We start from the raw sequence: 9,484 nt of genomic DNA on the forward strand, positions 1-9,484 counted from the left end.
GGGGTGATCGTGGACTCCGACGATCCGTGGACCCGCTTCAGCGGTACGTTGGGCACCTTCAAGCGCATGCCGGTGTCCGGGTCGATCACCGTTAGTTCGCGGATGTCGCAGTTCGTATCGGCACAACGCGTGTGCAGACGCCCGGCGGCGGGGATCTCGGCGACGTTTCGTGCCGCGGAGTCCGGTGCCGACCGCCACGTACGACCGGCGTCGATGCTCACCCACCACTGTCCGCGGTCTTCGATCACGACGGTCTGTGTGGTGACGGCGTGCAGGTCGGCGCTATAGCCCTCAAGCGGTGGAACCTTCGCCAACGGGAGCGCCCGATTCTCGTAGGTGCGACCACCGTCGATGCTGACGGCCAGTCCGTACGAGCAAAGCCGCTTACCGCCGGGGCACGTCGCGGTCAGCGCGAATCCGTGTTCCGGGTCGACGAACTGGACGAAGAGGGCATCGAATCGCGCCCCATTCACCTCGCCGGCGTCTACTCCGGTAACGGCATCGTGGAAGTACGTCGCGTCCGCCGGCACCGCGCCGCTGCCCCGGCTGATTCTCCCGCCCGGTGCCACGTGGGTAACCGAAACGCCGATCGCCGCCAACAACGCCACCGCGATCAAGGCGCTACCAGCTCGGCGGCGCCACCTACCTGCGGTCTGCGGCCGCCGGTCAGGCGATAGCCCATCGTGGGGCCGGTTCGCTTCGCTGCAGACGATCAGCTCGCGGCGCGGTGTGGCGGGCATACGGCCACCTCCTCCCGGTCGGGTCTGAATGATCGACACCGCCGGGACGAGAAGGGTTCCAACCAGGAGCCCCGCTGAGGATGGCTGCCCTCGGCCTGGTGCTGTTTCGGGCTGCCGACCGCCGTTTGCCGTAGGGCAGGGCTGAGTGGAAGGCGGGTGGCTTCGGTTTGACCCGCGGATACCGGCGGCGAGGTCCGGGATCTTGACCCTGGCGGGTGGCGTGCCTGCCGGGACGGTGTGTCAGAGCATGGCGAGCCTGTCCACCAGCAGCTCCACCCTCGGCTCGGTGTCCTGCGGCAGCAGCCGTCCCGTCCGGGTCAGGGTCGCCAGGCCGTGCAGGGACGCCCAGAATACCTCGGTGAACAGCCCCGGGTTGACGCCGTCCCCGGCGACCTCGCCCAGGCTCTCCAGTAGCGCGGCGAAAGCGTCCTTGAGAGGTTCCGGGGTGTCCTCCTGCGCGTACGCAAGACCGCCGTCGAGCTGGAAGAGGGCGTCGTAGACCGCCGGGTTGCGGGCGGCGAAGTCAAGGTAGGCGCGCGCGAGGGCGGCGACCCGCTCGCGCGGGCCGTCCACGGCGGCGGTCGCGGCCCGCACCGCCGTGGCCATCTCGGTGGCGCCCTGGAGGGCGACGGCGCCGATGATCTCGCGCTTGCCGCGGAAGTGGCTGTAGAGGACGGGCTGGCTGTACTCGATGCACTCGGCGAGCCGGCGGGTGGTGACCGAGTCCCAGCCCTGCTGCTCGGCGAGTTCACGGGCCGTCGCCACGATGAGGCGCTCACGCTCCGCTCGTTCGCGTTCCTTGCGTTCCTGTACCGACATGACCCGATCCTAGCACCGCTAGACAATCGAGCGGCGGCAGTGCTAGCGTCGCTTCTGAACCTAGCACTGCTAGATGTCGGGAGAGGTCAACATGCTCAACGCACTCGAGGTCGTCACCACGGTGGTCGTCGGCGTGATGGTGGGGGTGGAGTTCTCCGTCGCCTTCGTCATCAACCCGATCCTCAACGCCCTCCCGGAGGACAGCGGCCAACTCGGCCGCGCCCACGGGGGCCGGATGCTCGGCGCCGTGATGCCGGTCTGGTACATCACTTCGCTCGTCCTCGTCGGGGTCTGGGCGATCGCCGGATGGCACCACCACGGCGCCGGCCTGGTCGTCACCGCCGGCGCACTGCTGATCCTCAGCGTGATCATGTCGATCCTGCTGCTCGTCCCGATCAACAACCGCAGCAAGACGTGGACCCCCGAGAATCGGCCCGCCGACTGGAAGCAGCAGATGAACCGCTGGGACCGCTTTCACTACGTCCGCGTCGCCGTCATCATCGCCGCCTTCGCCCTGCTGGTCGCCGCTCTCACCTGAGCCGGCGGGCTAACCCGCCCGGTCGCCAGCCGCAACCGCTCGGCCGCGCGGCACCCTCACCTCCATCCAGACTCACACGGAGAAGCACCATGCCGCTGAAGAAGATCAACACCGTCCTGGCCGCCGCCTTCATCCTCTTCATCCTCTGGTTCGGGCTGGAGTTCATCCTGAGGCCGGAGACGACGGCGCCGGGCTTCGGCCTGCCAAGTTGGCCGTCCGGCGATGGCGGCGGCTTCCTGATCATCAAGGGAGTCCGCGACGTCGTCTTGGCCCTGGTCCTGGGCATTCTGCTGGTGACAGGCCACCGCCGGGCGCTGGGCTGGGTGCTGCTGGTGGAGGCCCTCGCCGCGTACGGCGACATGACCACCGTGCTGGCCCACCACGGCTCCGTGGCCACCGCGCTCGGCGTCCACGGCCTGACCGCGACGCTGATGGTGGTCAACGGCCTGCTGATGATGCGCGAGACCCGCAAGCTCGCGGCCGCTCCCGCAACGCTCGCCCCGCAGCCCGCCTGATCCCATCGGTCCGAGGTGGCCCGGACCCCGGCCGGGTCACCTTGGCGCGTGCCGGTGTTCGCGTGTCACCGCCCGCCGAGAGAGGCCAGGCAAACGATCCGGGATCTACAACCCCAACGAATCATCCGACCGCCTTGGGGCTTTCCCGTGATCGGGTTGACCGATCTCGCTTGAGTCCGAGGGTCGCCCTCTTTGCAGGCTCTTCGAAGTTAAGCGGTGTTGAGATGCCCGCGGTGTTGGCGGTGCGGGTGCGTAGCCGCGAGCTTCAGGGTTGCGGGATCCGTAGGCGTCGCGGGCGACGGTTTGGTGGCGCGGTTGGTGCCTTCGGATCGGCGTTGTTGATCCCGGCCTCGGACGCGACGGTGTCCAAGCCAGTCACCCGACCTGGTCCCAAGGGATGGCCTCGATGCGTTCGATGTTCTCCTCGCCCCACTCCCCAAGCGGTGCCATCGCGGTGTTGAGCGTGTGACCGAACTCGGTGAGTGAGTACTCCACCTTGGGCGGGACCTGGTGATAGACCTCGCGATGCAGCAGTCCGGTGGTCTCCATGTCCCGAAGCTGCAGGATCAGTACCCGCTCGCTGATGCCAGGGACCGCGCGTCGCAGCTCCCCGAAGCGCAGGGGGCCATCCTGAAGCGCGAACAGGATCAGCCCCTTCCACTTGCCTCCCATGACGGCGATGGCAGCGTCGAGTCCGCAGGTGAACGTTCGCTCCGTCGTCTTCTTCATCGGCTGATACTTACATTCTTGTGAGTACCTGGCAAAAATGTCAGTACTTGAAGAAATGTATGTATGGGTCCCAGCATGAATCAGCCGCCACGCAATACCACCAACAGCATCGAGGGCGGCGCGTTCACTGTTCTGTTCCATCTGTGACTGGAGTACGCACGTGACTGGCAATCACCCGACCTCGGTGACCATCATCGGACTTGGCTCGATGGGCGCGGCGCTGGCCGAGGCATTCGTCAAGGCCGGACACCCGACCACCGTCTGGAACAGGACCGCCGCTAAAGCCGCACCCCTGATCGCCATGGGGGCCAACCATGCGGAAGCCATCGAGGACGCGGTAACGGCAAGCCCTCTAGTCATCACCTGTCTGACCACGTTCGAGGACACTCGGCTGGCTCTGGAGCCGGCCGTCACGTCCCTGCCGGGCCGGGCCGTTGTCACCCTGAACAGCGGTTCTCCCGCCGGGGCCCGCCAGATGGCCACCTGGGTCAACGGTCATGGCGCCCGGTTCCTCGCCGGAGCAGTCAAGAATGTGCCCTCGGCCGTGGGAGCGCGGGACACCCTGCTGTACTACAGCGGCGACGAGACCGTCTTTGAGGAGTTCGAGACGACTTTGAAGGTGCTGGGTGGCGACACCGTGCACCTGGGCGGCGGGGCCGACCTGGCCGCCCTGTACGAGATGGCCGTGGGTGCCATCCTGTTACCCGCACTTGTCGGTTTCTTCCAGGGCGCCGCCGCCGTTCAGGCACACGGGCTCGAGGCACAGTCAATGGTGCGGTTCGCAGGTAAGTGGCTGGACATGATCAAGTCCTTGCTGCCGGTCTATGCCGAGGAGATCGACAGCGGGGACTACGCCAATGCCGTCTCCTCCGTGAACCTTTTCCTCGCTGGCGCGGCCCACGACGATGACCTGGCCACGGAGGCGAACGTCGACACGACCTGGCTTGTCCCCCTGTATGACCTGTTGAGGCGGGCGGCGGAGGCGGGCCATGGCGATCACAGCATCTCGGCCCTCACCGAAGTGCTCAGAAAGTCAGCGCAGGCATAAGCAGGACAAGCCTCGCCATGCTGAGCACAATCATCGCCGCGTTCGCCGGATTGATGATCGAGGAGACGACCGACCTGAGCCCCACGCCTTTCGTCTCCGGCCTGGGAGCCGTCACTGGAGTGCTTGTCATGAAGTTCGCGAGAAAGGCCGATGAGCGGGACCGTTGACCCATCCATCTCTGCCAGCGCCGCTTGGGCGTATCGCAAGTACGACGCGACGGCGGTCCCGAACGCACGTAGCGTTTCACCAGAGCGACGCACTAATCTGCCGCGAGTCGCTCGCCACGGAGTGTCACGGACGCTCTCGCCGGCCAGTGCACGCACATGCCGATGTGCGGACGTTCGCTCGTCGCTGACTGCTCGGGCGGATGGGGGTGGCCGGTAGGGGCGCGGCTGGACCCTTCCAGGCCGAGCCGCTCTGTCACGCGCGGGTGAACTCCATGACCCAGTTGGATTCCCATGTTTGTCCGCCGTCGGCGGAGTTGACAACGCCCCGGATAGGGCGGAGGTTCCTCCGGGCCTCAACCGGCTGCCCGGTGCCGCGTTGCGAAGACGACGTTCCAGGGACGGGCCGCGTCGGCGTGCGGAACGGCCAGCGGTTCCGGTGCCGCCTCGGCCAGCGTCGCCGCGGCTATCTCGGCGACTTGCTCGACTACCGGGTGGGGCGACTGCGCCGGCCAGGCCGCCGAGGTAGTCCGGTGCAGCGGGTCGCCGGCGGCGGGCCGCCAGACCACGCGTGGCTCCCGGCGTGCGGCGCTCTCCGGTTCGAACGCCACCCCGTGCCCGGCGAGCACGAGGCCCAGCAGAAAATCGGGGTTGCGGGCCTGGCGGATCCGCGCTGGAGTGAAGCCGTGCCGGCGGCACACGTCGAGGACGTGGTCGTGCCAGCCCGGCGCGGTGGCGCGGGGCGGCAGCACGAGGTCGTGGCCAGCGAGGTCGGCCAACGCCACCTCGGTCCGCCGGGCCAGCGGCGACGTTCGCGGCAGCACCAGCCCGAGGCGGGTCTGGACGGCCGGGCCGAATCGCAGGTCCGGCGCGTCGACCGGGTGGTGTACCAGGCCGACGTCGAGGCGGGCGTCGGCGAGCATCCGTAACTGTTCGCCGGTGGTGAGCTCCTGCAGGTCGACGTCGAGCCCGGGCACCTGGTCGGCGAGGCGCCGCAGGAGGGTCTGCAGCGTGCCGGCGGGGGTCTCCGGTGGCACGCCGGCGCGCAGCGTACCCAGCGTGCCGTCGCGGACCATGCGCATGACCGCCCGCATCCGCTCCGCGCCGGCCAGCAGGGAACGCGCCTCGTCGAGCAGCAGCCGGCCGGCGGGGGTGAGGTCGATCCGGCGCCGGGAACGGTCGAACAACTCGACGCCGAGCTCCCGCTCCAGCCGCTGTATCGACTGGCTCAGCGGGGGTTGGGCGATGCCGAGCAGTTCGGCGGCACGGCCGAAATGCAGTTCCTCGGCCACCGTCACGAAGTGGCGCAGGTGCCGGAGGAGATCCATGGCGCGACGGTACGCGAGCCGCGCCGGTTACCGTGGCGCCGTGCTGATCACTGAGATCTTCGACCGGGCCGGCATCGACGGGCGCCTGCACGCGGTCGACGTCGATACCGGCCTCGACGTCGGCCTGCGCGCGGACGATCAGGTCGTCATCGCCTCCGTGTTCAAGATCCTGCTAGTCCTGGAGTTCGCCCGGCAGGCCGTGGCCGGGCAACTCGACCCCACCGAACGGATCCTGGTGCGCACCGGGGATCGGCTGGGCGGCTGGGGCGTGGCCGGGTGCGCGGACGACGTCGAGCTTTCCCTACGGGACCTGGCGTACTTCGCCATGTCGGTGAGCGACAACACCGCCGCCGATCTGCTGATGCGCCGGGTGGGCCCGGACGTCGTACCGTTGCTCGCCGCGGAGTTGGGACTCACCCGTACCCGGGTCGTCGGCGGGCCGCGGCAGCTGCTGGAGTCGATGTTCGCCGACGTGGATGCTCGGGACGCCGCCGAGTTCGCCCAGCTCTTCGCCACCCTGCCCGAGGAGCGGATCCGAGCCCTGCGGGCCTTCGACCCCAAGCACACCACCTCCAGCACCGCGCGGGAGATCACCCGCCTGCTGACCCTGATCTGGCGCGATGAGGCCGGGCCGCCCGCCGCCTGCGCGATGGTCCGGGACCTGATGGCACGGCAGTTGCACTGGACCAGGCTGCCGTCCGGCTTCCCGCCGGGGGTCCGGGTGGCCGCCAAGACCGGCACCCTGCCGGGACTGCACATCGAGGCCGGCGTGGTCGAATACCCCGACGGCGGCCGGTACGCGATCGCGGTCTTCGCCCGGACCTCGGGGTTGAACCCCCGCCAGATCGACGTCGACCTGGCGATGGGTGCGGCGGCCCGGGCGGCCGCCGAGGCCTTGCGGCAGATGTGATCCGCGTCTCGGCCGCGCCGGAGCGGGCGGTTCCTGTACTGGGCCGATACGCGGCCGGATATCGCCGGTGCGGCCGGATCGTCTTGGACCAGGCCCGCCCGCCGGTGCTTGGCTGCCCGCCATGACCCACTCACGACTCGGCCGGCGCCGGTTCCTCGGCACCGCCGCCGGCGCCGCCCTGGCCGCCGCGGCCACCGGCCCCACCGCCGCCTCCGCCTCCACCGCGGAAGGTCGCCGACCGCCCGCCGTGCCGGCGACGTTCCGCTGGCTCGGCACCGCCGGCTGGCGCATCGACATCGGCCCGAAGACCGTGCTGGTCGATCCCTACCTGAGCCGCTTCCACACCGGCCTGTTCGACGGGGTGTTCAACCCGGCCGCCGCACTCCGGGTCGACGCCGGCAGGGTCGACGAGCACGCCGGCAGCCCTCAGACGATCCTGGTCACGCACACCCACTGGGACCACTTCAACGACGTGCCGCACATCGCCGGCCGCACCGGAGCCCGGGTGTTCGGCACGCTCACCGCGTACCACCTGGGGTTGGCCCTCGGGCTGCCGGCCGGGCAACTCAGCCCGGTCAAGGGTGGCGAGATGCTCGACTTCGGCGAGTACACCGTCTCGGTTGTCGCGGCGCTGCATAGCCGCAACGCCGCGTACTCGATGGCGTTTCCCGGCGTCTGCGTGGCCGTACCGGACCGGCCGGCCAGCATCGCCGACCTGCCCGAGGGCGACACGCTCGCCTACCAGGTGACCGTCCGGGGCGGGCCGTCGGTGTTCTTCATGGGCGCGAGCGACTTCGTCGAGCACAACCTCGCCGGCCTGAACCCGGACGTCGCGATGATCGCCGTGCCGGCCACCGACGCCACGCACGCCTACGTGCCCCGCCTGCTGGCGGCGTTGGACCGCCCGGCTACCGTCGTGCCGGTGCACTGGGACAACTTCGAGACCCCGCTGACCAACCCGCCGGCGACCACACCCGAGGACCGGAAGCGGCTCGACGCGTTCCTAGCCGCCGTCCGGAAGGCGGCGCCCCGCACCAGGATTCTGCTGCCGGAATACCTGACCCCGTACACGTTTGCCTAGATGGGTCTCGTCGGGTGTTGTCTCGTGGCCGCCGGCCCCGCGGCGCTGGTGCTGTGGCTGTGGGGCCGGCCGCTGCTCACCGGCCGGTGGCGAAGGCCCGGCTGGTTCGTCGCGACGGCCGTGCTCGGCGTCCTCGCCGCGGCCGTCACGTGGTTCATCGGGGCCTTCGCGGGAGGCTTGGACCCGGAGGAGTCCTGCCATACGTCCGGCACCACCTACGACCCGGCCTACCGCGCCGCCCATTGGCGGGAACCGTCGCGCTGGTTCCCCCTGCACGACCGATGCAACGCCGACTACGACCTGGTCCCGGCCTGGGTGAACCCGGCGCTGGTACTCCTGGCCGTCCTAGTCGCCGCCTGCCTGGGCATGGCCGCCCGGCTCGCCGCGGTCCATCACCGGGCCAGGAAACGCGAGCGCACCGCGTTACGGTCGCGTCGACCGGACGACCGCGGGGAGTGACGAGCGTGGCCTGATGATGGCATACGCTGACCGGCGTCGCCGTCGCGCTGGCGCTGATTCGTCGTGGACTGGTTCGCCGACGCGGACGCGTTCCTGCTGGGACGAGTCTCGTACGAGCTTCTTGCCGCGCACTGGCCCAAGATCACCGATCCGGAGGATCAGGTCGCGGCCAAGCTAAACGGCCTGCCCAATGCGTGCCCACGAGCACCACCACCGAACTGGTCTGGAACAACTCGCACCGGCTGACCGGTGACCTGCTCGACGAGTTGTCGTCGCTCGAACGCTAGCCGGGGCAGCCGCTGCAGGTACACGGAAGCGGCAGGCTCATTCAGGCACTGCTCCGCCATCACCTCGTCGACGACATCCGGTTGCTGACCTTCCCGGTGATCCTCGGCAAGGGCAAGCGGCTGTCCGAGCCCGGAACCATCCCGGCGGCACGACGCTTGACCGGCATGTAGTCCACCCCCCACAGGGGTAATCGCGCAGACCTACCAGCGCGCCGGAGGACTGACGGCCGGCAGGCGCCGACGGCCGGGGAGAACTCGTCACCACCGCGCCGTAGCCAACTGTCACGACGAGGCGCACCGGGCAGCCAAAACGCCGCCCGGTGCGCCTCGTCATCGCGTCACTTTCGCCGATACCGGCATCCGGATCTAATGGGTTCTGTCAGCCTGCTGGTGCAGGATGGCTCCGGTAGCGGCCGGCGGGTCAGCACTCTTCGGATCGGGCCTTGAAGGTCTTGCGGCAGACGGTGCGCCTGCCGGTCGTGAGGAGACTGGACAACTGATGGGATGACGTGCCCCGGCTGCGTGCGCGGTGAGCACTTGACCATTAGATCGCTGGGGTCTCTTCCGCGCTGCCGACTCGACGGGATGTGTCCATCGGGCAGGAGGATGCAGTGTTGTTCCTGGGAGACGACTGGGCCGAAGATCACCATGATGTCGAGCTGGTCGACGAGCACGGCAAGCGGCTGGTTCGTAAGCGGTTGCCCGAAGGACTCGACGGCATCGCCCGGCTGCATGCGTTGGTCGCTGAGCACATGCCCGCCGAGTGGAGTGATCTCGACCCGGTCCAGGCCGCGGCCCGGGTACGGGTTGGCATCGAGACGGACCACGGTCCGTGGGTGCAGGCATTGCTGGTGGCCGGCTATCAG

13 protein-coding genes are annotated in these 9,484 nt (G+C 69.1%); 9 read left to right on the top strand and 4 right to left on the bottom strand.

Features of this window, described 5'->3' with window-relative positions; translation table 11 throughout:
* A partial coding sequence (locus I4J89_RS48615; RefSeq protein WP_196421024.1) for a hypothetical protein occupies positions 1 to 608 on the bottom strand: 608 nt, incomplete at its 3' end.
* Between the two features lie 372 nt (positions 609 to 980).
* Positions 981 to 1,559: a TetR/AcrR family transcriptional regulator gene (locus I4J89_RS48620; protein ID WP_196421025.1), complete on the bottom strand. Its 579-nt coding sequence runs from the start codon at positions 1,557 to 1,559 to the stop codon at positions 981 to 983.
* Positions 1,560 to 1,632: 73 nt separating this feature from the next.
* Here I4J89_RS48620 and I4J89_RS48625 point away from each other — a divergent pair, with 73 nt between their 5' ends.
* Entirely contained in the window at positions 1,633 to 2,097 is a 465-nt protein-coding gene (locus tag I4J89_RS48625; RefSeq protein WP_230860846.1) for an anthrone oxygenase family protein, read from the top strand.
* An 89-nt stretch (positions 2,098 to 2,186) separates the two neighbouring features.
* Complete coding sequence (locus tag I4J89_RS48630; protein WP_196421026.1) at positions 2,187 to 2,612, top strand: DUF4267 domain-containing protein; 426 nt, start codon at positions 2,187 to 2,189, stop codon at positions 2,610 to 2,612.
* 375 nt (positions 2,613 to 2,987) lie between these two features.
* On the opposite strand, the gene I4J89_RS48635 is transcribed toward I4J89_RS48630, so the two are convergent.
* Positions 2,988 to 3,341 carry a winged helix-turn-helix transcriptional regulator gene (locus tag I4J89_RS48635; protein WP_196421027.1) on the bottom strand — a complete coding sequence of 118 codons (354 nt, stop codon included), beginning with the start codon at positions 3,339 to 3,341 and terminating at the stop codon, positions 2,988 to 2,990.
* 160 nt (positions 3,342 to 3,501) lie between these two features.
* On the opposite strand from I4J89_RS48635, the gene I4J89_RS48640 reads away from it, so the two are divergent.
* The gene (locus tag I4J89_RS48640; RefSeq protein WP_196421028.1) at positions 3,502 to 4,389 is read left to right on the top strand and encodes an NAD(P)-dependent oxidoreductase; all 888 of its coding nucleotides are present in this window, start codon (positions 3,502 to 3,504) and stop codon (positions 4,387 to 4,389) included.
* Positions 4,390 to 4,406: 17 nt separating this feature from the next.
* Positions 4,407 to 4,556, top strand: coding sequence for a hypothetical protein (locus tag I4J89_RS48645; protein WP_196421029.1), 150 nt, complete (start codon positions 4,407 to 4,409; stop codon positions 4,554 to 4,556).
* Positions 4,557 to 4,909: 353 nt separating this feature from the next.
* Here I4J89_RS48645 and I4J89_RS48650 read toward each other — a convergent pair whose 3' ends face one another.
* Positions 4,910 to 5,881, bottom strand: a complete 972-nt coding sequence (locus I4J89_RS48650) for a LysR family transcriptional regulator (RefSeq protein ID WP_196421030.1) — start codon at positions 5,879 to 5,881, stop codon at positions 4,910 to 4,912.
* Between the two features lie 40 nt (positions 5,882 to 5,921).
* Here I4J89_RS48650 and I4J89_RS48655 point away from each other — a divergent pair, with 40 nt between their 5' ends.
* From I4J89_RS48655 to I4J89_RS48675, 5 genes are all read left to right on the top strand, one after another.
* A complete protein-coding gene (locus I4J89_RS48655) occupies positions 5,922 to 6,791 on the top strand; it encodes a serine hydrolase (protein ID WP_309238804.1) in 870 nt (289 codons plus the stop codon).
* A gap of 121 nt (positions 6,792 to 6,912) precedes the next feature.
* On the top strand, positions 6,913 to 7,872 hold the full coding sequence (locus tag I4J89_RS48660; RefSeq protein ID WP_196421032.1) for an MBL fold metallo-hydrolase: 960 nt from the start codon (positions 6,913 to 6,915) through the stop codon (positions 7,870 to 7,872).
* Positions 7,873 to 8,331, top strand: coding sequence for a hypothetical protein (locus tag I4J89_RS48665; RefSeq protein WP_196421033.1), 459 nt, complete (start codon positions 7,873 to 7,875; stop codon positions 8,329 to 8,331). It begins immediately after the preceding gene.
* 299 nt (positions 8,332 to 8,630) lie between these two features.
* Positions 8,631 to 8,789, top strand: a complete 159-nt coding sequence (locus I4J89_RS52185) for a dihydrofolate reductase family protein (protein WP_196421036.1) — start codon at positions 8,631 to 8,633, stop codon at positions 8,787 to 8,789.
* 440 nt (positions 8,790 to 9,229) lie between these two features.
* Positions 9,230 to 9,484: transposase (locus tag I4J89_RS48675; RefSeq protein ID WP_196421034.1), on the top strand; the 255-nt coding region annotated here is incomplete at its 3' end.

Origin of the sequence: Actinoplanes aureus (genome assembly GCF_015704865.1) — a bacterium.
Lineage (GTDB): Bacteria > Actinomycetota > Actinomycetes > Mycobacteriales > Micromonosporaceae > Actinoplanes > Actinoplanes aureus.